The organism is Massilia orientalis (assembly GCF_030411975.2).
Taxonomy (GTDB): Bacteria; Pseudomonadota; Gammaproteobacteria; order Burkholderiales; family Burkholderiaceae_D; genus Telluria; species Telluria orientalis.
The window spans coordinates 263,611-284,619 of record NZ_JASNRB020000006.1 but is presented as its reverse complement, the minus strand read 5'-3'; the positions used below and the strand labels follow the sequence as shown (position 1 = coordinate 284,619).

Below are 21,009 nucleotides of genomic sequence, written 5' to 3'. Positions count from 1 at the left end.
TAGACAAGCCAGCGCGCCAAAAATAAACTTGTAGACAACTCGATCTAGACGAGTTAGTCTAGATTTATCGACCACGTTCCGAGAAACCGCCATGGCCAAATCCCCCACCCCGCCCAAGCCGACGCCCGCCGAACTCGACCTGCTGCAGGCACTGTGGCCGCTGGGCGCGGCCACGGCGCGCCGGGTCCACGAAGAGATCGTCAAGGAACGTCCGGAGGTGACGTACGCGACCGTGCTCCGCCTGATGCAGATCATGCACGGTAAAGGTCTGCTGATCCGCGACGAGAGCGAACGGTCTCACGTGTACGCACCGGCCCACGCGCAGGAATCGCTGCAGACGAATTTGCTGAAGGACCTGATGCAGCGCGCCTTCGCCGGGTCGGCCAAGGCGCTGGTGCTGGCCGCACTCAAGAGCGGCATCTCGAAAAAGGAGCGCGATGAGATCGAACAACTGCTGAAAGACGGAGACGAACAATGAGCGCCGGGCTCGTCACCGGGCTGTTGTCGGTATTGCTGCCGACGAGTCCGCTCGCGCCGCTACCGTCGCACCTGCCTGACGTGCTGACCGGGCTGCTGTCCGCGCTGTCCCAGTCGTTCGTGCCCAGCCTCGGATGGGCGTTGCTGGACTTCGTGTGGCAAGGCGCGCTGATCGGGTGCACGACGGCGGTGCTGCTCGTGGCGCTGCGCAATGCGCGGCCGGAACGCCGTTATGCCGTCGCATGCGGCGCACTGCTGCTGTGCTTCGCGTGGCCGGCCGCCGACTTCGTCATGATGCTGCAGGCCGGGCAAGACGCGCAGGCCGCGCACGCCCTGCCCCTGGCGCAGGCATCGGCGGCGGTGCTGCGCGACGCGGCTGGCCTGCTCGGCTGGCTGCAGCGGCATCTCGACTGGATCGTCGGCGGATGGGCGGCCTGCGCGGCCGCGTTCGGGCTGCGCATGGCGATGGGCCTGGTGTGGGTGCGACGCGCCACGGGTGGACGCGCCGCATCGGCACAGGCCGGCAGCGCCGCGGAACGCGCCTGGCAATCGAGGCTGGCCCAACTGGCCGCCCGCTGCGGCATCGACCGCACCGTGCGCCTGCGCATCGTCGACAGCCTGGCGAGTCCGGTCACGGCCGGCTTCTGGCGGCCCGTCGTGCTCGTGCCGGCCGCCCTCGTGACGGGCATGCCGCCGCACTTGCTGGAAGCACTGCTGGCGCACGAGCTGGGCCATGTCCGGCGCCACGACTACCTCGTCAACCTTGTGCAGAACGTGATCGAGACCCTGCTGTTCTACCACCCGGCCGTGTGGTGGATCTCGCGCCGCATCCGCCACGAGCGCGAGCAGATCGCCGACGATTTCGCCGCACGCCGGCTGGGCGAACCGCGCCGCCTGGCCCGGGCACTGTCGGAACTGGAGCGCCTGCAGTTTTCAGGCCACCATCTGGCCCAGGCCGCGGCCGGCGGCGACCTGACGGCGCGCATCCGTCGCCTGGTCCGTCCGGATCCACAGGCGCTGGACTGGCGCGCCGCGATTCCCGTGCTCGCCCTCGTCCTGGCGTGCGCGGCGAGCGCCCACGCGCTGTCGACCCGCGATAGTCCGATTGCCAGCGCGACGGCCGGCCTGACACGGCCCGCGGTCGCGGATTTCTCGAGCTGCAAGAAACCGCAATACCCGCAGGCCGACATCGCGGCGGGCCACGAGGGCACGGTCACGGTGAGCTTCCGCGTGGACGCCTCCGGCTTCGTCACGGACTCGACCATCCTGCGCTCCAGCGGCTACGCCAGCATGGACGAGGCGGCCCGCGATGCCCTGTACCGCTGCCGGTTTGCACCGGCACTGCGCGATGGCAAGCCTGTTTCGAGCTGGCAACCGGTCCAATATGTCTGGACCCTCGCTTGACGTGACGCCGCTGCGCTGAGCAGCCGGGCTGTCACGCCCCATCATCAACGAAGCATTCGCGCAAGACGGCGCGCGGCGCCGTCACGTCCTCATGAACTGAAGGTCATCAGTTCCCATCAAAAGGAGATCACCATGTCCCGCATCATCCGCTCGGCCCTGCACTACCTGTTCCTCGCCCTCGCCTGCGCGGCGTCCGCCCATGCGGCACCGCAAGGCAGCAGCAGAGCCAAGCTCGACTTCGACAGCTGCGCCAAGCCGAAGTACCCGGCCGCGGACGTGCAGGCCAGTCACGAGGGCAAGGTCACGCTCGGCTTTCTCGTCAACGAGAACGGCAAGGTGAAGGATTCGAAGGTGATAAAGTCGAGCGGGTTCACGACACTGGACGAAGCGGCGCGCTCGGCGCTGGCGCAGTGCAGCTTCCAGCCGGCGGTCGAACAAGGCAAGGCCGTACAGGGATGGACCAAGGTCCAGTACGTGTGGAAGCTGCGCTGAAGTAAGAATGACGGGCGGCACCACGGCGCCGCCCGGAAGGACATCACACGCTGGCGACGTCCAGCTCGGCCGACGTGGCGGCCACGACTTCATCCTTGGTGACGCCCGGCGCCAACTCGACGAGCTTGAGGCCGGTGTCGGTGACGTCGATGACGCCCAGGTCGGTGATGATGCGGTCGACGACGCCGACGCCCGTCAGCGGCAGGTCGCATTTTTTCAGGATCTTGTGGCTCGTCGAGCCATCCTTGCTTGTGGCCACGTGTTCCATCACGACGACGACGCGCTTGACGCCGGCCACGAGGTCCATCGCGCCGCCCATGCCCTTGACCATCTTGCCCGGGATCATCCAGTTGGCGAGGTCGCCCTTTTCCGACACCTGCATCGCGCCGAGGATCGCCAGGTTGATCTTGCCGCCGCGGATCATGCCGAACGAATCGGCCGAGCTGAAGTAGGCGGCGCCCGGCAGCGCGGTGACGGTCTGCTTGCCGGCGTTGATCAGGTCGGCGTCCACTTCCGCGTCGGTCGGGAACGGGCCGATGCCCAGCAAGCCGTTTTCCGACTGCAGGAACACTTCGATATCGTTCGGGACGTAATTGGCCACCAGCGTGGGCAGGCCGATGCCCAGGTTCACGTAAAAACCGTCCTGCAGTTCCTTGGCCGCGCGCGCGGCCATTTCATCACGAGTCCATGCCATGTCTGTCTCCCCTGGTCTTATGCTTGACGCACGGTGCGCTGTTCGATGCGCTTTTCCGGTGTCGGGTTGTGAACGATGCGATGCACGAAGATGCTCGGGGTATGCACCTGGTCGGGGTCGATCTCGCCGATCTCGACCAGCTGCTCGACTTCCACGATGCAGACCTTGCCTGCGGTGGCCACGTTCGGGTTGAAGTTGCGTGCCGTCTTGCGGAACACGAGGTTGCCGGCGCGGTCGGCCTTCCAGGCTTTCACGAGCGAGACGTCCGGAACGAGCGAACGTTCCATCACATACATCTCGCCGTCGAATTCGCGGGTTTCCTTGCCTTCCGCGACGATCGTGCCATAGCCCGTCTTGGTGAAGAAGGCGGGGATGCCGGCGCCGCCGGCGCGCAGCTTCTCGGCCAGCGTGCCCTGCGGCGTGAATTCGAGTTCCAGTTCGCCGGCCAGGTACTGGCGCGCGAATTCCTTGTTCTCGCCCACGTAGGACGAGATCATCTTCCTGATCTGGCGCGTGGCGAGCAACTGGCCCAGGCCGAAGTCGTCGACGCCGGCGTTGTTCGAGATGGCCGTCAGGTTCTTGACGCCGGAATCGCGCAGCGCGGCGATGAGCGCCTCGGGAATACCGCACAGGCCGAAACCGCCCACGGCAATGGTCTGGCCGTCCGCAACCACCCCTTCGAGCGCCGAGCGCGCATCAGGATACACTTTGTTCATACCCGTCCCTTTAATAATGAGGTTCTATACAGCAGAGTAGAATTGCAGAATAAAATAGCGCCCTCCGAAGCACAATACCGTAGAAATACCGGCAAGCCCTCCTGTGGGGACAGTCGACTACCAGCAAATGAACGCATCATACGCCATCGATTACGAGATGATTTTCCAGCACGCGCCCGTCGGCATGTGCATTTCGGTGAACCGCGTGATCCAGTCGTGCAACCACGCCCTGGCGGCGATGTTCGGCTACCAGCGGACACAGCTCGACGGCCAGTCGTTCTCGGTACTCTACCCGACCATGGACGAGTTCCTGCGCACGGGCGACCGCATCATTCCGATCATGAACGCGAAGGGCCGCTACTCGGACGAGCGCATCATGCGGCGAGGAAATGGGGAATTGTTCTGGTGCCACGTGACGGGCCGCGCGCTCGACCCGGCCGAGCCGCTGGGCGCCGGCGTCTGGACGTTCGAGGACGTGAGCGAGAAGCGCCCCGTGACGGCCGAGCTGACGCCGCGCGAGCGCGAGATCGCGGCGCTGCTCGTCGAAGGCAAGACGAGCAAGGTGATCGCGCGCGAGACGGATCTGTCGCCGCGCACGGTGGAGATGCACCGCGCCAAGCTCATGCGCAAGTTCTCGGCGTCGACGTCGTCGGAACTCGTGCACAAGCTGGTCGGGATGTCGCGGTAATCAGCCGACGGGCAGCATCTCCCGCACCCGCGCCGGCAACGGCACGGACTTCTCGGCCGCGAAGTCGATCCAGACGACCTTGCCGCCGCCCTCCGCGGCCACGACGTCGGCATTACCGTCCGCATCGACCATGCGGATCTCGTGCGTGACCTCGAAACTGGACCGGCCCGCCGGACCGGCGAACGTGCGGATCTCGATCTCGCCCGGATACTTCAGCTGCCTGATGAAGTTGCAGTAAGCCGTGACGATCACGGGGCCTTCGCCCTTGATCTCGAGGTCGCCCGCCGCCTGTTCGAGGAAGGCGATGCGCCCGCTCTCCATGTACCGGAAATACACCGTGTTGTTCACGTGGCCGAATGCATCCATGTCGCCCCAGCGGATGGCCTGGCGCATCGTGTGAACCTGTTTCTTGTTGCTCATCGTTGCTCTACGTCGTTGCCAAAAGCCGGCATGATACGGCCTCAGGTGCCGGAAAGGCAGCCCTCGTCGTAGAGGATGGACTCGACGATCCGGCAAAAATTCCCCGGATCTTCGAGCATCATCATGTGCCCCGTCTTCGGCTGCACGCACACGCGGCGCGCCTGCGACAGCACCCAGTCGGGCACGTCCCACCCCGCGCTGGACTGCTCGCCGCCGACAAGGTACAGGGGCGTCGCGCGCGCCAGCACGCGGCCGACGCAGCCCAGGTAGTCCGGCGCGCCGGTCGTGTCGAGCACGGACTGCGCCATCGCTTGCACGGTCGTGTACGGCTGGTTCGCGAGGATGTCGCGGGCCCATGCGACGCGCTCGTCGCTCGCCTCGATGCCGCTCTTTTCCAGCCACGCAGCCGGCGCCGCTTCCATCGCGCCGTATTCCGCGGCCCACTCGGCGTCGGGCAAGGCGGCGATGCGGCCCGTCCAGAACGCGTCCTTCAAGGTGAAATTACCCTCGACATTGATGACGCCACGCACGAGCTCCGGCACGAGGTCGGCCAGCAGCATCGCGGCGATCCCGCCCACGCTGTGGCCCAGCACCCAGGCGGGACCGCCGATCTCGTCGTGCAGGAAGCGGGCCAGCATGGCGGCCTGGTCGGCCAAGGTGATGTGGGCGTCTTCGCTGCGCCGCTGGCCGTAGCCGATCAGGTCGGGCGTGAAGAGGTCGACGCCCGGCAGGTAGCGCCGCGGCTCGAAGTAATCCAGCGAGCCCAGCAGGCCGTGGACCAGCAGGAGCCGCGGCCGGGACGCCCTCATTGCGCCGTCATGCCATCGTCGGCCGTGATGATGGCGCCGTTGATGAAATGGGCTTCCTCCGCGGCGAGCAGCAGCAGCAGGCCGTCGAGGTCTTCCGGCTTGCCCGTGCGGCGGCGCGGCAGCATCTCGATCAGCTTCTTGCCCTGCTCCGTGTCGAAATAATCCTCGTTCATCTCGGTGGCGATGTAGCCCGGGCAGATGGCGTTCACGTTGATGCCGTAACGGCCCCACTCGACGGCCATCGCCTTCGTCATCTGCACGACGCCGGCCTTGCTCATGCAGTACACGCCGATCTGCGGCAGCACGCGCAGCCCCGCGACGGACGCGATGTTGACGATGCGGTGCTGCTTCTTCGGATCGCCCTTCGCGCGCTGGATCATCCGCTTCGCGGTCTGCTGGGCCATGAAGAAGGCGCCGCGCAAATTCGTGTCCATGACGTAGCCGTAGTCTTCCTCGCTCACGTCGAGCAGGCGCTGTGTCGTCGACACGCCCGAGTTGTTGACGAGGATGTCGATCGGACCCGCTTCCGTCTCGGCGTGGGCGATCGCGGCCTTGATGCTCGCGAGGTCCGTCACGTCCAGCGCCACGACGTGGGCGGCGCCGCCGTCCGCTTCGATCTCGGCACGCAATTCCTTCAGGCGTTCGATGCGGCGCGATGCGAGCACGACCTGGGCCCCGGCACCGGCCAGCGCCTTGGCGAACCGCGCACCCAACCCGCTGGATGCACCCGTGACCATCGCGATCTTTCCTTCGAAATTGACTTCAATCCCCACGTTACGCCCCCTATGCCCAAACTAAATTCTGTTGCGAAGTCATAATGATTACACACTTCACCTATTTCGCACCGATTAGATTGCCGCGCCTAATAGTTGCCCTACAATGGCGCTCGACGTTGCCAACGAGCGCAAAAAAGTGCACACTCGTGCTTAAATTTTTATAACTCACATAAGACATGACTCAGACCAACACCCTCCTCGAAGAATATGGCCCGCGCGAAGCAATGGAATACGACGCGGTCATCGTCGGCGGCGGCCCCGCAGGCCTGTCGGCCGCGATCCGCCTGAAGCAATTGGCGGCCGAAAAGGGCCAGGACGTGTCGGTCTGCGTGCTGGAAAAAGGCGGCGAGCTGGGCGCGCACATCCTGTCGGGCGCCGTGATGGACCCGCGCGCGCTGGACGAACTGTTCCCGAACTGGAAGGAACTTGGCGCACCGCTGAACACGCCGGTGACGGAAGACCGCATGCTGTTCCTCTCCGAAACGAAGGCTTACCAGACGCCGTCGTTCATGATGCCGAAGATGCTGACGAATCACGGCAACTACGTGATCTCGCTGGCCAACGTCGTGCGCTGGCTGGGCCAGCAGGCGGAAGCGCTGGGCGTCGAGATCTTCCCCGGCTTCCCGGCCGCGGAAATCCTGTACAACGACGACGGCTCGGTAAAGGGCGTCGCGACGGGCAACATGGGCGTCAACCGCCACGGCCAGCCGACCGACGCATTCCAGCTGGGCATGGAACTGCACGCGAAATACACGCTGTTCGCCGAGGGGTCGCGCGGCCACCTCGGCAAGCAGCTGATGGCGAAATACGACCTGAACAAGGGCAAGGATCCGCAGACCTACGGCATCGGCATCAAGGAGCTGTGGGAAATCGATCCGGCCAAGCACCAGCCGGGCCTCGTGGTCCACACGGCCGGCTGGCCGCTGGACAACGACACCTATGGCGGCTCCTTCTTGTACCACCTGGAAAACAACCAGGTCGCCGTCGGCTTCATCGTCGGCTTGTCGTACCAGAACCCGTACCTGTCGCCGTACGAGGAATTCCAGCGTTATAAAACGCACCCGGCGATCCGCCACTTCTTCGAAGGCGGCAAGCGCATCTCGTATGGCGCGCGCGCGATCACGGCGGGCGGCCTGCAGTCGCTGCCGAAGACCGTGTTCCCGGGCGGCGCGCTGATCGGCTGCGACGCGGGCTTCCTCAACACGAGCCGCATCAAGGGCAGCCACGCCGCCATCAAGACGGGCATGCTCGCAGCCGACGCCGCCTACGCCGCACTGGGCGCGGGCCGCCAGCACGACGAGCTGCTGAGCTATCCGGTCGCGTTCGAACAGTCGTGGCTGCACGAGGAACTGCACGTCGCGCGCAACTTCAAGCCGTGGATGAGCAAGGGCCTCGTCGTCGGCACGATCATGACCGGCGTCGACCAGATCCTGTTCAAGGGCAAGGCGCCGTGGACGCTGCACCACAACCATGCGGACCACGAATGCCTGCGCCCGGCGTCCGACTTCAAGCCCATCGCCTATCCGAAGCCGGACGGCAAGCTGACGTTCGACCGCCTGTCGTCCGTGTTCATCTCGAACACGAACCACGCGGAAGACCAGCCCGTGCACCTCACGCTCAAGAACCCGAACGTGCCGGTCGAGATCAACCTGGCCAGGTTCGCGGGTCCGGAACAGCGCTACTGCCCGGCCGGCGTGTACGAATTCGTGAAGACGGACGAAGGCAAGGATCGCCTGCAGATCAACGCGCAGAACTGCGTGCACTGCAAGACCTGCGACATCAAGGACCCGACGCAGAACATCGTGTGGGTCACGCCGGAAGGCGGCGGCGGGCCGAACTACCCGAACATGTAACGAACAAACGGCGCTGCGGCGCCGTTGCTACTTGTGGGCGCGGTTGAAATGCCGCTCCGCGCGCCGCTGCACGGCTTCGAAAAACAGACTCAGCAGCCAATACACGACGGCCGCCGCCACGTACAGCGGCAACGGCCGGAACGTCACCGAGATCAGTTCCTTCGTCACGAGCATCAATTCGGTCACGGTAATGACCGAGACGAGGGCCGTGTCCTTGATCAGGCTGATCAATGTATTGCTCATCGCGGGCACGGCCATGCGCAGCGCCTGCGGCAGGATCACCAGGCCCAGCGTCTGCGGATACGTGAGGCCAAGGCTGAAGCCCGCATTCCACTGCCCCTTGGCGATGCCGAGGATGGCCCCGCGCAGGCTCTCGGACAGGTACGCGCCGGCGTTCAGCGACAGCGCCAGGATGCCCGCCGTGACGGGAGTGAATTCGATACCGATGCCGGGCAGGCCGTAATAGATCACGAATAACTGGACGAGCAGCGGCGTGCCGCGAAACACGCTCACGTACAGCGCGGCCGGCCAGCGCAGCGGCGCCCACGGCGCCAGGCGCAGGATCGCGGCGGGAAAGCCGAGCACGAGTCCGCCGATCATCGCCGCCACGGCGAACGCGAGCGTATAACCCGCCCCTTTCGCCATCACGGGTGCGGCCTCGCGCAGCAGGTCGAGCAGTTCGGTCACGGTGCGCGGGTCGCGTCGACGCCGAACCACTTGAGCGACGCCTGTCTCAGGCTGCCGTCGGCACGCGCGTCATCGAGGGCCTTGTCGACGGCCGCATGGAATGTCGGATTGCCCTTGCGGAATGCGATGCCCATGCGCTCGACGTCGCCCACGCGCGCGCCGGCGCGGATGGGCAATTGCGAACTCTTGAGCAGGTAGGCCACCATCAGGCTGTCGTTGAGGGCCGCGTCGATGCGGCCGAACGCGAGGTCCTGCAGGTTTTCCGGCGCGGCCGGGTAACTCTTGACCTCGATACCGGGCATCGCGCGCGCCTGCTGCTCGAACACGCTGCCCTGCCCCACGCCGACCTTGCGGCCCTTCAGGTCGGCAAGGCTGCGATACGCCGTGGTCTCGTTGCGGCGCACGATCAGTTGCGGCGCCGAATACGTGTAAGGCCGGGAAAAATCGAACGCCTGCTGGCGCCGCGGCGTGATGCCGACCTGGCTGACGATCACGTCGTACTTGCCCGCACCCAGGCCCGCGAGGATGGCGGCCCACTCCGTCGTCACGAATTCCGGTTTCACGCCCAGCCTGGCGCAGACGAGTTTCGCGACGTCGACGTCGTAACCGGCCAGTTGGCCCGTCTTCGGATCCTTGAAATTGAACGGAGGATAGGTGCCTTCCACTGCGATGCGCATGGTGCCGCGCGTCTTGACGGTGTCGAGCAAGTCAGCCGCGCGTGCCGGCAGCGCGGCGGCCGCGAGAACCATGGACAACAGCAGCGCGCGCCGCGTGGCAGTCGGGAATCGAGTAGGCATCGGCTCAGCTCATCGTACGAGAGAGCTGATTTAACACCGAATCTTGACTACGCGCAAAGGAAATATTGTCGTAAATATATGTTAAAACTGTCGCCGGCCATGCCTGCCGAAGTTGTGCCCCGTGACGATCAGCGAGCTCTCGACCAGCGTCGACAGGCCCAGCAGCAATTGCACCAGCTTGTCGTCCGGCAGCACCCAGATCGACCCGGCCGGCTGCTCCGCGCCCGTCGCGGCCATGATGAGGGGGGCGATCCAGCCGGCGTCCGGCTCGACGTCGAGGATGACGGCATCCGCCGCCGTGTGCATGTAGACGTCGCCGCCCGGCGCGAGGCGGAAGCGCACGCCGACGCCCGTCTCCTGCGGCTTGACCAGCTCCTGCATCGTGCGGTTGTGGTCCTCGATCCACAGTTCGACGTCCTGCGGGGTTTCCAGCGACGTCCACGGGACGGGGCGGAAACGGGGGCGTTCGCTATCGTTGTTCTCGTTATTCTGGTTGGTGTCAGGCGTCATGGCGGCAATCGATCAGGCTTGAGGACGGCGCGTATGCTACGGCATTTCGCGGAGCGTCACCAGCTTTACTGCGACGGCATCGCCCTCGATGATCAGCTCGGCGGCCGCGATCGGCAGGCTGAACCGGCGCCGCCCGGCGCTGCCCGGGTTTACGTACAGCACGCCGTCGCGCTCGGCGCATGCGGGCTTGTGCGAGTGGCCCGACACGACGACGCGCACGCCGGCCGCGCGCGGGTCGATGTCGAGTTCCTTCAGGTCGTGGATCGCGTACAGCGCCACCGTCCCGAAGTCGACGCGGGCCGTCGCCGGAATCGCGCGCGCCCACGGCGCCGTGTCGTTGTTGCCGCGGACTACCGTCAGTGGCGCAATGGCCGCCAGGCGCACAAGGATCTCCGGGTTGCCGATGTCGCCGCCGTGGACGATGTGGTCGGACCCCGCGAGAAAATCGAGCGCCTCGGGCCGCAGCAGGCCGTGCGTGTCGGAAATCAGGCCGACCCGCATCGGTTCAGTGGGGATGGTGGCGGCTCATCTTGATCGCCGTATAGATCGAATACAGGGCCGCGAGGCCGACGACGACATACACGACGCGGCTGGCCGGGCTGCCCGGACCGAACAGCGTGGCGACGACGTCGACGTCGAACAGGCCCACCATCGCCCAGTTCAGGCCGCCGATGATCAGGAGCGCCATCGCGGCGTAGTCGATCCCGGACATCGCGGTCGCGCCTTCGCGCACGGCAGCGCGTCGTTCGGGCAGATGCCGGCGTTCCATTGTCGGTGCATTCATGGTTGCCATCATGTCCTCCTTGGGGAAAGGTTGGTACAACCACGATAGCAAAAACGCGCGAACGCGTGCGCCGCCTATCCGTTCGGGAATCCGGCGGCTCAGCCTTTCCAGGTACGGTTGAGGCCCGTGTCCGTGTGGATCCAGCCGCCTTTCGGGCCGGAGCGGTAGTAGAAGCCGACGCCGCCCTTGCGGAAGCTCTTCACGAGCCCGCCCAGCACTTCCTCGGTGAGGCCGGCGATACGTACGTCCGCCGCCTTGCCCGACATGTGCAGCGACTGGCGCGCGGCCGGCACGCCCTGTTCGATCAGGCGGTTGTTGGACGCGGGGGTGCGGTAGCCGGACAGGATCTCCAGCGGCCGTTCGAGGCCGTAGCGCGCAACGAACGCCTGCGACGCCCACAGCGTTTCGATCAGCTTCGGGTCGATGGCGATCGACGCCTTGCCGTTCACGTCGCGCAGCAGATGGCACAGTTCCTGGTAGGCAGAGTCGATCACCTCGCCGTCCTTCCAGTACAGGACATTGGCGCGTTCGCCGCTTTGAGGACGAATCACGGACAACGTGCGCGGCTTGACCCAGAAGTCGATGTCGACGACCTGGGCATCGAACAGATCGGGAGGCGGCTCCAGGTCCGTGCCGGGGGCCTCGGTCTGTGAACGGGCTGCCTGCGCATCGACCAGCGGGACGGCGACGAGCCCCAGCGCGGTCAGGCGCAAGCCGTGGTGAAGAAAATCTCTACGGGAAGCCATAACGAACTCATCATTGAAACCCGACTACTATAGCGCAAGCGCCAGCAGGAAAAAAGATGAGTTCACGTTGCGTAATGTTACACAACGATCAAAGCGGGCCTACGCTCATTGGCTGCAATTGCAAAATCTCTTGCGTGCCGGCACAGTTTCGGCGTCCAGATGCTTCCACAGGAAGTCACATTCGAGGCCGAAACAGGCCTTGTCCTTGCCCGCGTTGACATAGCCCTCGCGCTCGAAAAAGCCGCTCGCCGACTCCGGGCTCTGCATGTGCACCTTGCTGATGTTCCACGCGCGCGCCTGCGTTTCCAGCGCCCGCAGCAGCGCGCGCCCTACGCCCTGGCGCAACAGGTCCGGGCGGACATAACACAGGGGCACCTTGCCGGCCTGGTTCAGGAGTGCGAAGCCAACCACGTCCCCATCACGCTCCGCCACGACGGCGAAGTTGCTGGGCGACGACAGCCAGCCCAGCACGTTCTGGGTCGTCTTGTTGCCGAGCCAGGCTTGCAGGACGTCGGGACGGCCGCCGTGGTCGGGCACGCAGCCCTCTTCGATCGAACGGCGCAGCAGGCGGCATGCGGCCGGCGCGTCATTCGGTGTTGCGTGGCGAATTTCGATACCCATTGTTTTCAGCATCAACCCGGAAAAAACGATGTTTCGGCGAAGGCCGGACTATACCCCAAACGGGACATGGCTGCTTTGTGGCGGCCCGTAGCGTATGCATGCCACATACGCCGTCTAAGCATATGATAAAAATGTTCTTTTGTTTTGCTATTTTTTAACGGATCATCGACCGTCCCTAGAGAGTCTTTATAAGGAAAAACAATATGGCGATCCCATCCGTTTCCTCGCTGCGCCGCGCGCTGCTGGCGCTGACGCTCGGCAGTGCCGTGGTGCCGTTCGCCGCACAGGCCGCCGACGTGGAACTGCTGAACGTGTCCTACGACGTGGCACGCGAGCTGTACAAGGACATCAACCCGGCCTTCGTCGCCGAATGGAAAAAGTCGACGGGCGACACCGTCACGATCAAGCAATCGCATGGCGGCTCCAGCAAGCAGGCCCGCGCCGTCGCCGACGGCCTCGAGGCGTCCGTGGTGACGATGAACCAGGCCAACGACATCGACATGCTGGCCGACCGCGGCCTCGTCGCGAAGGACTGGGCCAAGAAGTTTCCGGACAATGCGGCGCCCTATTACTCGACCATGGTGTTCCTGGTCCGCAAGGGCAACCCGAAAGGCATCAAGGACTGGACCGACCTCGCCAAGCCGGGCGTAAAAGTCGTCATTCCGAATCCGAAAACCGCCGGCAACGGCCGCTATACCTACCTGGCGGCCTGGGGCTCGGTGATCAAGAAAGGCGGCAATGAAGCGCAGGCGCGCGACCTCGTCGGCAAGATCTTCAAGAACGTGCCCGTGCTGGACGCCGGCGGCCGCGCCGCCACCACCACCTTCACGCAGCGCCAGATCGGCGACGCCCTCGTCACCTTCGAGAACGAAGTGAACCTCGTGCGCGCCGAGTTCGGCAACGACTTCGAAGTCGTGTACCCGTCCATCTCCGTGCTGGCCGAGTCGCCGGTGGCCGTCGTGGACAAGGTCGTCGACCGCAAGGGCATCCGCAAGCAGGCGACGGGCTACCTCAACTTCCTGTACTCGGAAACGGGCCAGACGATCGGCGCCAAGCACTATATGCGCGTGCGCAACGAGAAAGTCATGAAGCAGTTCGCCGCGAACTACAAGCCGATCAAGCTGTTCACGGTGGATGATGTATTCGGTGGATGGCGTGCCGCGCAGAAACGTCACTTCGACGATGGTGGAGAATTCGATAAGATTTACACGTCGAAATAAGACATTTCACAAAAATCTGTTCAAAAAGAAGGCCCTGCGGAAACGCGGGGTCTTTTTTCTTGTAGAATCTTGCCGTTGGACTCGATATTTCACTGAATGACATAGACATATGTCAATCTTTGGTGCTATCGTTCAATTTTGTTGCTGTATAGCATGTCGCTATCTGCCAACCCGACGTTTTGATGCTCCGCCGCCGTCCGGCGCCCGACCATTAACCGTACCCAGACAACCATCCATGATCAAAAAATTCCTCGCTGCCGTAGTGATGACGATCTCCAGTGCAGCGGCCTTCGCCGTGCCGTTCGGATCGCAATCGGTGCTGGTGGTCGAAGACGACACCGGCAAGGTGCTGTTCGAAAAGAACGCCAGCACCGTCGCGCCGATCGCTTCGCTGACCAAACTCATGACCGCCATGGTCGTGCTCGATGCCCACCAGGACATGAACGAGCCGATCGAGATCGAAAAGCAGGACGTCGACATGCTGAAGCACAGCACGTCGCGCGTGCCCGTCGGCGCCACCATTCCGCGCCGCGACGTGCTGCAGCTGGCCCTGATGTCGTCGGATAACCGCGCCGCCGCCGCGCTGGCCCGCACGTATCCGGGCGGCATCGACGCCTTCCGCGCCGCCGTCAAGCGCAAGATCGCCGCGCTGGGCATGACGCAAACCGTCATCGAGGAACCGACGGGTCTCTCGCCGAGCAACCGCTCGACCGCCGCCGACCTCGTCAAGATGGCGACCGCGGCATCGAACTACGCGGAGATCACCCGCATCACGACGTCGTCGAAGGACCTGATCAACATCAAGGGGCGCGACGTCGAATACCACAACACCAACCGCCTCGTCGGCGCCAAGGGCTGGGACATCGGCCTGTCGAAGACGGGCTACACGCAGGAAGCTGGCCGCTGCCTGATCATGCGCGTGAAGGCGGCCGGCAAGAACGCGACGATGGTGCTGCTGAACGCGGGCGCCTCGTCCGTCCGCATCCTGGACGCCCTGAACATCCGCCGCCACGTGCTGGGCGACGCCGGCCCCGTGGCCACGCGCGCCGTGGCCACGGCCGCCGGGTCCCCACGCGTGCGCGCTTCCGCACGCGGCCCGCGCATCCGCGCCAGCGCGGGCGGTCCGCGCATCCGCGCAAGCGCCGGCGGCACCACGCGCCGCAGCCACAAGCACGTGACCGTCACGCGTCACCGCCGCCATCGCTGAGCCGGCGACTCATATCGATACCGATGGCCGGGACGGGCGACCGTTCCGGCCTTGTCATTTGCGATGCCGATGAACCGCACCCGACTCCTCACCGCCGGCGCCGCCGGCACCCTCCTCGTCGTGGCCGCCACGAGTTTCGCCAGCCCCTGGTGGACACTGAACCGGCTGCGTGCGGCAGTGGAACGCCATGATGCCGAGGGCGTCTCCGCCGAGGTCGACTTCCCTGCGCTGCGCGACAGCGTGAAGAGCCAGCTGTTCGGGTCGATCGCCCGCGACGCAGGCACCAATGCCTTCGCCGCGATCGGTCAGGCCTTCGCACGGGCCGTCGCGGATCCGCTCGTGGACGCGATCGTGTCGCCGGCCGGTGTCGCGGCCATGGTCGAACACGGCAAGGTATCGATCGCCAAACCCACCCGGGACGCCGGGACGCCCGACGCCGAGCCGCCACGGGACAAGCCGCCGCAGCACAAGCCGCCGCAGCACAAGCCGCATTATGCGCTGCACTACCGCGGCTGGCGCCATTTCGCCGTGACGGCGGAGGACGGCGGCAGCTTCGTGTTCCGGCGCGCCGGCCTGTGGAGCTGGAAGCTGGCGGGGATCGAGCTGCCGCGCAACTGAGAACTCAGCGCGACTTCAACTGGCGCACATGGCCTTCCAGTTCGGCGAAGGTCGGGCGCTCCGTGGCCGAGATGACCTTGCGGCCGAATTCCACGGCGATCGTCGGCGCATAGCTGTTCATCGAGGCCAGCAGCGTCACCTTCACGCATTGCAGCGCCTTCACGACTTCCTGGTGGCGCCGGTGCAGCAGGCTGCCGAGCGGCGCGACGAGGCCGTATGACAGCAGGATGCCGAGGAACGTCCCGACGAGCGCGGCCGCGATCAGGCCACCCAGCTCCGCCGGCGGCCGGCCGATGGCCCCCATCGTGTGCACCACACCCATCACCGCCGCGACGATGCCGAACGCGGGCATGCCGTCGGCCAGCTTGTGGATCGCCTGCACGGGAATGTCGGCGTCTTCCTGGTACGTGGCGATCTCGTTGTCCATCAGGTTTTCCAGCTGGTAGCTGTTCATCGTGCCGGACACCATCAGGCGCAGGTAGTCCGTGATGAAATCCATCAGGTGATCGTCGAGCAGGATGATGCGGTACTTCGTGAAGATGGGGCTTTCGTACGGCGCGTCGATCTCGTTCTCGAGCGCCATCAGCCCTTCCCGGCGCACCTTCGTCAACAGGTCGAACATCAGCGCCATCAACGCCATGTACAGTTCGCGGGTGTAGCGCGTGCCATGGAACAGCATCGGCAGGCTCCGCCACGTGAGGCCGATCGCCTTGCGGTCGTTGGCGATGACGAAGGCGCCCAGCGCGCCGCCGAAGATCATCAGGAGTTCGTAGGGTTGGAACAGCGCGGCCAGGTGCCCGTCCTGCAGCACGAAGCCGCCGAACACTGCCAGCAGCACGATGACGAAACCCACGACGATCAGCATGATACTGCTCCGATAACTATTCCCAGAGCGCAACTTTAACATTGTTGCCACAGAGAAAGCAAAGGATGTGCGTGAAAGTTGGTCGATGTATTGCGATATAGCAGGTATCGAAGTACGCTCACGTTTTGGTGACGCCGACATGCCGATGAAATTTGCCGCGTTCTTTCGCAATCTCAACCTGGGTCGTCCGCCCGCGCCGACCCGGTCCGTGCTCGAAGCGGCCTTCGCGGCGGCCGGCGCCGTCAACCCCTGCTCGTTCCTGACGAACGGTACGGTGGTGTTCGAAGCAGGGTCGCCGGCCAGTGCCGCGCGCATCCTGACAACCGCGCAGGCCACGTTGCGGCGCGACGGCTTCGACGAACCCGCCGCGCTGCGCGACGTCGCTGGATTGGCTGCGCTGATCGCCAGCGATCCGCTGGCGGGCGTGGCGTTGGACGACGTCTACGCGCCCTGCGCCACGTTCGTGATCGGGACGCCGGCGGATGGCGCGTCCCTGCCAGCGGCCAACCCGAAAGGCGACGTGCGGGTGGTGAGCTGGCATGACGGGATGCTGCTGTCGCTCACCTACAAGCTCGGGACCAGTGCGGGCAGTCCGAACGCGTTCGTCGAACGCACCCTGGACGTGCCGGCGACGACCCGCGTATGGAACACGGTCGTCCGGCTCGTCCGCAAGCATGGGCCTGAGGCGGCTTCGTGACCGATGGTCGGGCGCCGAGCCAGGACGGCAGCCGCGCGGCCGGTCGACACCGATCGACCTGCGGCAGCCCGCGGCCACCGCGATCGACATCACGGCGTCTGAATTCGGCATCCTTGCGCCGTCACTCCCCCAGCAGGCTGGCCGCGGCCACGCCGAGCAGGGGCGCGACGTCGATCCGGTTGCTTGCATGCGCGATGGTATTCGTGCAGGCCACCCCGGCGACACCGGCCGCCTGCAGTTCGGCGTACGCGTCGGCAGCGAACAGCGCGTGGACGGCGATGCAGACGGGTGGGTCCATGCCCGCCTCGCGCACGCGCGCGACGGCGGCGATCATCGTCCGCGCCGTGGAAGCGATATCGTCCACGAGCACGGGCGTACGGCCGCGCCACTGCGCGAGCGCCGGAACGGACAGGGTCACGTCGCGGTCGCCGCGCCGTTCCTTGCGCAGCGTGGTGTACGGACAGCCGACCAACCGCGCCACGTCACCCACCCACTGGTCGCTCTCCTCGTCCGGCCCGATCAGCAGGGGATTGCACACATGGGCGCCGACCCAGGCCGCAATGGCGGGCGCGGCGGCGACCACGCGCGTCGGAATGGCGTAGATCTCGTCCAGGCTGTGGATCCGGTGCAGGTGGGGATCGACGGTCACGAGCCAGTCGCCCGCCATGCCGAGCAGGCGCGCGAAATGCTGCGCAGTGACGCCCTCGCCACCGTGGAAGCGGGCATCCTGGCGCATATAGGCAAGATAGGGGACGACGAGGCCGATGCGTGCCGCGCCCAGTTCGCGGGCCACGCACGCGGTCAGGTAGAGCGGGACGGTCTTGTCGTTCGGACGATCGAGGCTGCACACGAGAACCAGGTCCCTGCCCGCCACGTCGGACAGGAACCGCACATGGCTTTCCCCATCCGGGAACGCGCGCAGTTCCCAGCGCCCCTGTTCCCAGCCGCGCAGCCGGCACAGGTCGGCGCCCAGCGTCTCGTTGCCGGGCAAGGCAAACAGCAGGGGCGTCATTCGTCCTCCACGATGGCGATGATGTCGGGGTGCGTGGCGGCATAGGCCACGGCTTCGGACAGCGTCCCCGCCGAGGCGGCGTGGATGGTGTACAGCGGTCCGCCCGCCTTCACGGTGCGGCCGACGGGCGCGAGGAACAGTACGCCGGCCCCGGCATCCTTCGGCGCGCCGGCCAGCTTGGCCACGCGCGCCAGGCGCCGGTTGTCGATCGCCGCGACATAGCCCGCGCGCCGCGCGAGGACATCGTGCCGGAACGCGCCGACCTCCGGCACGCGCATGCCGCCCTGGGCCGCGCAGATGGCTTCGAACTTGCGCAGGGCGGCGCCGCTCTCGAGCGTGGCACGCGCCAGCGCAAACCCTTCGCCGGCCGCGGCTTTGCCGCCCAGCTCCAGCACATGGCCGGCCAGCGTAAGTGCCCGTGTGCGCAAGTCCGTGGGAGCATCGCGCTCGTTGCGCAGGACGGCGAGCGCATCAAGCGCCTCCAGCGCCGGCCCGATGCCGCGCCCGACCGGCTGGCTGCCGTCGCTGATCACGGTCCGGATCGTGAGGCCATAGGCCTGGCCGACCGCCTGGAACAGCCGGACGAGGGACTCGGCGGCCGCCTGCGAGCGCACCTTCGCGCTCGGCCCGACCGGGATGTCGATCAGCACGTGGGTGGAACCGGCCGCCAGCTTCTTCGACAGGACGGATGCCACCATCGCGGCTTCGCCGTCGAAGTCCAGCGGGCGCGAAACGCGGATCAGGACGTCGTCGGCGGGGCTCAGGTTGACGGCGCCGCCCCACACGATGCAACCGCCCTCCTGCTCGACCACGCGGCGCATGCGCTCAGTGTCCAGGTCCACCGGCGCCAGCGTTTCCATGGCGTCTGCCGTGCCGGCCGGCGACGTGATCGAACGGGACGACGTCTTGGGGATCGTCAGGCCGCACGCGGCCACGATCGGCACGATCAGGAGCGTCGTGCGATTCCCGGGCAGGCCGCCGACGCAATGCTTGTCCACGACCGGCGCCGCCGGCCACTCCAGCCGGGTGCCGGCCTGCACCATCGCACCGGTCAGCGCGAACGTCTCCTCCACTTTCAGCGGCCGGCCGGCGCAGGCGGTGACGAAGGCGGCGATCTCGATGTCGGAATACAGGCCGGCGGCGATGTCGCCGACGATCGCGTTCGCGGCCTCGACGGAGAGGTCGGCCCCGAAGATCCGCGAACGCACGAACGCGAACGAACGGGCGGGCGGCGCGAGGCGCACGCGCACCGGCTCGCCTTCGGACGCGCCGAGCCGCTGCCAGGTGAGGTCGGACAGCCCGACCTCGCCGTCGGGCACGATGTCGGCGCGGACGAGGTGCACCAGCGCCGTGACGGTGCGGCGCGCCGTGCTGACCCGCACGCGGGCGCCGGCGGGATATCTCCCCGTCCGGCATGCGCCGCCGCCTGCGGCGAGATACAAGACCGCCGCATTGCCGCTGTCGATGCCCAGCCGGCGCGCGCCCGCGACGAACGACGAAGCGAAGGCTTGCGCGTCGTCCTTCACAGCTGTTCCTCCTGCAGGTGCTCCGGCACGAGGCAGTTCCACCGGAGCTCGTGTTTGATCCGCACGCGCAACGCCTCGGAGGCGGCCGGCTCACCGTGCGTGATGAACGTGCAGCGCGGCGCCGTCTTCAACGCCGCCAGCCACGCCACGATCTGGTTGCTGTCGGCATGCGCCGACATGTTCTGCACGTTGACCACCTGCGCCCGCACGCTTACCTGCTGCCCGTGGATGCGTACCGAGTCCGCGCCTTCGACGAGCGCCGCCCCGCGCGTGCCGCCCGCCTGGAACCCGGCGAACAGGATGGTGTTGCGCGGATCCTCCGCGAACGCCTTGATGTGGTGCAGCACGCGTCCGCCGGTCGCCATGCCGCTGGCGGAAATGATGACCTTGGGCGTGTTCCTGACGTCGAGCGCCTTCGATTCGTCCACGGTGTTGATGATGGTGGCCGCGTGGCACATGGCCGCGCACTGGTCGCGCGTCAGCCTGTGGTCGTCGTGGTGCCGGTGGTAGATCGCAGTGGCATCCTTCGCCATCGGGCTGTCCAGGAAGACGGGCAGGAACCCGGGGATCGCCCCGGACGCCTTCAACTGGTGCACGTAGTACATGAGTTCCTGCGCCCGGCCCACGGCGAACGCCGGAATCACGACGACGCCGCCGCGCGCCGCCGTGTCACGAATCGCCTGGCCCAGCTCGACCAGCGGATCGGTCGGTTCATGCACGCGGTTGCCGTAGGTGGATTCGACGACCAGGTAATCGGTCGGCTCGAGCGGGGCGGGTGGCGGCATGACGGGATCGTCAGGGCGCCCCAGGTCGCCGGAAAACGTGATGCTGCGACTGCCGTCGTCGAGCGCGACGGACGCCGCGCCGAGGATGTGGCCAGCCCGGCGCCAGGTTGCGGCCAGTCCGGACGCCACGACGGTATGGACGCCGAACGGCACGGCGACGAACTGGCGCAACGCGACGCGCGCATCCTCTTCCGTGTACAGCGGCATGGCCGGACTGTGCTGCGTATAGCCATGACGGTTGGCCGCCGCCGCGTCTTCCTCCTGCAGGTGGCCGCTATCGGGCAACAGGATCTTGCACAGGTCGAACGTCGCTCCCGTGCAAAAAATCTTCCCTTTGAAGCCGCCCTTGACGAGGAGGGGCAGGTAGCCGCTGTGGTCGAGATGCGCATGAGTCAGCACGACGGCGTCGAGCTTCGCCGGCTCGACAGGCAGCCGGGCCCAGTTGCGCAACCGGAGTTGTTTGTAACCCTGGAACAGTCCGCAATCGACAAGGATCCTGGCACGACCGGACGTCAGCAGGTACTTGGAGCCCGTGACGGTTCCGGTGCCGCCGAGAAACTGGATTCGCATGATGCCACCTATTGTTGAGCGAGCACATCGTACAG

Annotated in this window: 25 protein-coding genes; 9 read left to right on the top strand and 16 right to left on the bottom strand. The window is 66.0% G+C overall.

The window, feature by feature from the left end; all coding sequences use genetic code 11:
- Positions 1–91 precede the first annotated feature (91 nt).
- The 3 genes from QPK29_RS11800 (at position 92) to QPK29_RS11790 (ending at position 2,373) form a co-directional block, all read left to right on the top strand.
- Positions 92–478, top strand: coding sequence for a BlaI/MecI/CopY family transcriptional regulator (locus QPK29_RS11800; RefSeq protein WP_056135395.1), 387 nt, complete (start codon positions 92–94; stop codon positions 476–478).
- Positions 475–1,881 (top strand): TonB family protein, encoded by a 1,407-nt coding sequence (locus QPK29_RS11795; RefSeq protein WP_371768375.1) that lies wholly within the window; start codon positions 475–477, stop codon positions 1,879–1,881. The genes QPK29_RS11800 and QPK29_RS11795 overlap by 4 nt, the downstream gene beginning before the upstream one ends.
- A gap of 132 nt (positions 1,882–2,013) precedes the next feature.
- Entirely contained in the window at positions 2,014–2,373 is a 360-nt protein-coding gene (locus QPK29_RS11790) for an energy transducer TonB (RefSeq protein WP_371768374.1), read from the top strand.
- A gap of 43 nt (positions 2,374–2,416) precedes the next feature.
- Here the strand turns inward: QPK29_RS11790 and QPK29_RS11785 are convergent, their stop codons facing one another.
- Together QPK29_RS11785 and QPK29_RS11780 are read right to left on the bottom strand one after the other, a co-directional pair.
- Entirely contained in the window at positions 2,417–3,067 is a 651-nt protein-coding gene (locus QPK29_RS11785) for a 3-oxoacid CoA-transferase subunit B (protein WP_056135398.1), read from the bottom strand.
- A 17-nt stretch (positions 3,068–3,084) separates the two neighbouring features.
- Positions 3,085–3,783, bottom strand: coding sequence for a CoA transferase subunit A (locus QPK29_RS11780; protein WP_371766508.1), 699 nt, complete (start codon positions 3,781–3,783; stop codon positions 3,085–3,087).
- 127 nt (positions 3,784–3,910) lie between these two features.
- Between QPK29_RS11780 and QPK29_RS11775 the strand changes: the two genes are divergently transcribed.
- A complete protein-coding gene (locus QPK29_RS11775; protein WP_036228456.1) occupies positions 3,911–4,471 on the top strand; it encodes a PAS and helix-turn-helix domain-containing protein in 561 nt (186 codons plus the stop codon).
- Here the strand turns inward: QPK29_RS11775 and QPK29_RS11770 are convergent, their stop codons facing one another.
- Genes QPK29_RS11770 through QPK29_RS11760 form a run of 3 tightly spaced genes read right to left on the bottom strand, consistent with a single transcriptional unit; the run spans position 4,472 to position 6,473 of the window.
- Complete coding sequence (locus tag QPK29_RS11770) at positions 4,472–4,891, bottom strand: acyl-CoA thioesterase (RefSeq protein ID WP_056135402.1); 420 nt, start codon at positions 4,889–4,891, stop codon at positions 4,472–4,474. It lies immediately after the preceding gene.
- A gap of 41 nt (positions 4,892–4,932) precedes the next feature.
- Positions 4,933–5,700 carry an alpha/beta fold hydrolase gene (locus QPK29_RS11765; RefSeq protein ID WP_371768373.1) on the bottom strand — a complete coding sequence of 256 codons (768 nt, stop codon included), beginning with the start codon at positions 5,698–5,700 and terminating at the stop codon, positions 4,933–4,935.
- Positions 5,697–6,473, bottom strand: coding sequence for an SDR family oxidoreductase (locus QPK29_RS11760; protein WP_056135408.1), 777 nt, complete (start codon positions 6,471–6,473; stop codon positions 5,697–5,699). Before QPK29_RS11760 ends, QPK29_RS11765 begins: the two co-directional genes overlap by 4 nt.
- Positions 6,474–6,652: 179 nt before the next feature.
- Between QPK29_RS11760 and QPK29_RS11755 the strand changes: the two genes are divergently transcribed.
- The gene (locus tag QPK29_RS11755; RefSeq protein ID WP_371768372.1) at positions 6,653–8,329 is read left to right on the top strand and encodes an electron transfer flavoprotein-ubiquinone oxidoreductase; all 1,677 of its coding nucleotides are present in this window, start codon (positions 6,653–6,655) and stop codon (positions 8,327–8,329) included.
- 27 nt (positions 8,330–8,356) lie between these two features.
- On the opposite strand, the gene QPK29_RS11750 is transcribed toward QPK29_RS11755, so the two are convergent.
- The 7 genes from QPK29_RS11750 to QPK29_RS11720 all read right to left on the bottom strand — a co-directional run bounded on the left by QPK29_RS11750 (position 8,357) and on the right by QPK29_RS11720 (position 12,474).
- Positions 8,357–8,974 (bottom strand): amino acid ABC transporter permease, encoded by a 618-nt coding sequence (locus tag QPK29_RS11750; protein WP_371768435.1) that lies wholly within the window; start codon positions 8,972–8,974, stop codon positions 8,357–8,359.
- Positions 8,975–9,012: 38 nt separating this feature from the next.
- Positions 9,013–9,813: a cystine ABC transporter substrate-binding protein gene (locus tag QPK29_RS11745; protein WP_371768371.1), complete on the bottom strand. Its 801-nt coding sequence runs from the start codon at positions 9,811–9,813 to the stop codon at positions 9,013–9,015.
- A gap of 81 nt (positions 9,814–9,894) precedes the next feature.
- Positions 9,895–10,323, bottom strand: a complete 429-nt coding sequence (locus QPK29_RS11740; RefSeq protein ID WP_056135417.1) for a hypothetical protein — start codon at positions 10,321–10,323, stop codon at positions 9,895–9,897.
- Between the two features lie 36 nt (positions 10,324–10,359).
- The gene (locus tag QPK29_RS11735; RefSeq protein ID WP_160407619.1) at positions 10,360–10,824 is read right to left on the bottom strand and encodes a metallophosphoesterase family protein; all 465 of its coding nucleotides are present in this window, start codon (positions 10,822–10,824) and stop codon (positions 10,360–10,362) included.
- A 4-nt stretch (positions 10,825–10,828) separates the two neighbouring features.
- The gene (locus tag QPK29_RS11730; RefSeq protein ID WP_082577397.1) at positions 10,829–11,116 is read right to left on the bottom strand and encodes a DUF378 domain-containing protein; all 288 of its coding nucleotides are present in this window, start codon (positions 11,114–11,116) and stop codon (positions 10,829–10,831) included.
- Positions 11,117–11,205: 89 nt separating this feature from the next.
- Complete coding sequence (locus QPK29_RS11725) at positions 11,206–11,853, bottom strand: YcbK family protein (protein ID WP_056135423.1); 648 nt, start codon at positions 11,851–11,853, stop codon at positions 11,206–11,208.
- Positions 11,854–11,958: 105 nt separating this feature from the next.
- Positions 11,959–12,474, bottom strand: a complete 516-nt coding sequence (locus tag QPK29_RS11720) for a GNAT family N-acetyltransferase (protein WP_056135426.1) — start codon at positions 12,472–12,474, stop codon at positions 11,959–11,961.
- Positions 12,475–12,677: 203 nt separating this feature from the next.
- Between QPK29_RS11720 and QPK29_RS11715 the strand changes: the two genes are divergently transcribed.
- The 3 genes from QPK29_RS11715 (at position 12,678) to QPK29_RS11705 (ending at position 15,519) form a co-directional block, all read left to right on the top strand.
- Positions 12,678–13,694: a sulfate ABC transporter substrate-binding protein gene (locus QPK29_RS11715; RefSeq protein ID WP_371768370.1), complete on the top strand. Its 1,017-nt coding sequence runs from the start codon at positions 12,678–12,680 to the stop codon at positions 13,692–13,694.
- Between the two features lie 235 nt (positions 13,695–13,929).
- Positions 13,930–14,901 carry a serine hydrolase gene (locus tag QPK29_RS11710; RefSeq protein WP_371768369.1) on the top strand — a complete coding sequence of 324 codons (972 nt, stop codon included), beginning with the start codon at positions 13,930–13,932 and terminating at the stop codon, positions 14,899–14,901.
- Positions 14,902–14,970: 69 nt separating this feature from the next.
- Complete coding sequence (locus tag QPK29_RS11705) at positions 14,971–15,519, top strand: DUF2939 domain-containing protein (RefSeq protein WP_371768368.1); 549 nt, start codon at positions 14,971–14,973, stop codon at positions 15,517–15,519.
- 4 nt (positions 15,520–15,523) lie between these two features.
- Here the strand turns inward: QPK29_RS11705 and motA are convergent, their stop codons facing one another.
- Entirely contained in the window at positions 15,524–16,384 is an 861-nt protein-coding gene (motA, locus tag QPK29_RS11700; protein ID WP_371768367.1) for a flagellar motor stator protein MotA, read from the bottom strand.
- Between the two features lie 139 nt (positions 16,385–16,523).
- Here motA and QPK29_RS11695 point away from each other — a divergent pair, with 139 nt between their 5' ends.
- Positions 16,524–17,081: a DUF1697 domain-containing protein gene (locus QPK29_RS11695; RefSeq protein ID WP_371768366.1), complete on the top strand. Its 558-nt coding sequence runs from the start codon at positions 16,524–16,526 to the stop codon at positions 17,079–17,081.
- Positions 17,082–17,202: 121 nt separating this feature from the next.
- Here QPK29_RS11695 and QPK29_RS11690 read toward each other — a convergent pair whose 3' ends face one another.
- From QPK29_RS11690 to QPK29_RS11680, 3 genes are read right to left on the bottom strand one after another with little or no spacing between them, the layout of a single operon-like run.
- A complete protein-coding gene (locus QPK29_RS11690) occupies positions 17,203–18,093 on the bottom strand; it encodes a ribose-phosphate pyrophosphokinase (RefSeq protein WP_056135439.1) in 891 nt (296 codons plus the stop codon).
- On the bottom strand, positions 18,090–19,619 hold the full coding sequence (locus tag QPK29_RS11685; protein ID WP_371768365.1) for a thymidine phosphorylase family protein: 1,530 nt from the start codon (positions 19,617–19,619) through the stop codon (positions 18,090–18,092). The genes QPK29_RS11690 and QPK29_RS11685 overlap by 4 nt, the downstream gene beginning before the upstream one ends.
- Positions 19,616–20,974 (bottom strand): MBL fold metallo-hydrolase RNA specificity domain-containing protein, encoded by a 1,359-nt coding sequence (locus QPK29_RS11680; protein WP_371768364.1) that lies wholly within the window; start codon positions 20,972–20,974, stop codon positions 19,616–19,618. The genes QPK29_RS11685 and QPK29_RS11680 overlap by 4 nt, the downstream gene beginning before the upstream one ends.
- Between the last annotated feature and the right edge of the window lie 35 nt (positions 20,975–21,009).